Origin of the sequence: Corallococcus sp. AB038B, assembly GCF_003668955.1 — a bacterium.
GTDB lineage: Bacteria > Myxococcota > Myxococcia > Myxococcales > Myxococcaceae > Corallococcus > Corallococcus exiguus.
The window spans coordinates 1-857 of record NZ_RAWO01000049.1; the positions used below are offsets into that span (position 1 = coordinate 1).

Consider the following 857-nt stretch of genomic DNA (forward strand, 5'->3'; position numbering starts at 1 on the left):
TCCGGCGGCGGTGCAGGAGCGGTCCGGCCGCGAACTGCTCGTCGTCGAAGTCCTCGAGCGCGTCGTCCGCGGAGAGAGCCGCGACGGCACTCCGCCCCAAGGCCACCATGGGCGTTGGGCCCGAGGCAGCAGCCAGGGTGCCCCCAGGGCCCGCCCGAGAGGGCAGCGAGGCGCACCCCGCCGTGAAGAACGCCAGGGCCAGCACCAGGCCCACTCCGCCGCGCGACCGTCGCTCAGCGCGCATTGTCCACCCCCAGCCCCATGAAGTCCCGGTGGAGGAGTTGCACCTCCACCCGCCCGTCCACGTCCACCCGGCCCCAGGAGAAGGCCTCCACCCCCAGGGAGAGGAAGAGGTGTCGTTGGCGCATGCCACTCAGCCGCACCGCGTCCCAGTTGAAAATCACCTCTCCGTAAGCGGAAGCCCCCTCCGGGAAGGACGCCTCCGCCAGCGGCACGGAGGCCGGGCCCGCTACCTGGAAGCGCGCCAGTTCGTAGTCCGGGCCGAAGACGCCTTGCCGGAAGCCTCCGCGCTGGAGGCGGCCTTCCAGCCGGGCACGCGACAGGTCGCCCAGCGGAGCCACCGACGTTGGTCCCGGAGGGAACTTCTTCATGAACTCCTCAGGCAGGGGGGTCCGCGGGAGCGTCTGCTGGCCTCCGCCGGTCCGGATGACCTGGAACCCTGCCCCGCGATGCGGAGGAGGTCCCCATCGCGTCCCTTGCCATTCGCCACCCACTCTTCCGCCGCCTGACGCGTCTCGAACGTCCCCGCGACGACGACATCCTCGATGGCTGGCGCAGAGAACGAACGGAAGCTCCCCGGTATTCATCCATCCGCCCACGGTCCTGGAGGTAGATAC

Annotated in this window: 2 pseudogenes; both read right to left on the minus strand. The window is 70.7% G+C overall.

Features of this window, described 5'->3' with window-relative positions:
- Positions 1–244: pseudogene (locus D7Y04_RS42465) on the minus strand (hypothetical protein); the annotation flags it as partial.
- Positions 245–251: 7 nt separating this feature from the next.
- Positions 252–575 (minus strand): annotated as a pseudogene (locus tag D7Y04_RS42470) (hypothetical protein); the annotation flags it as partial.
- Positions 576–857: the final 282 nt, after the last annotated feature.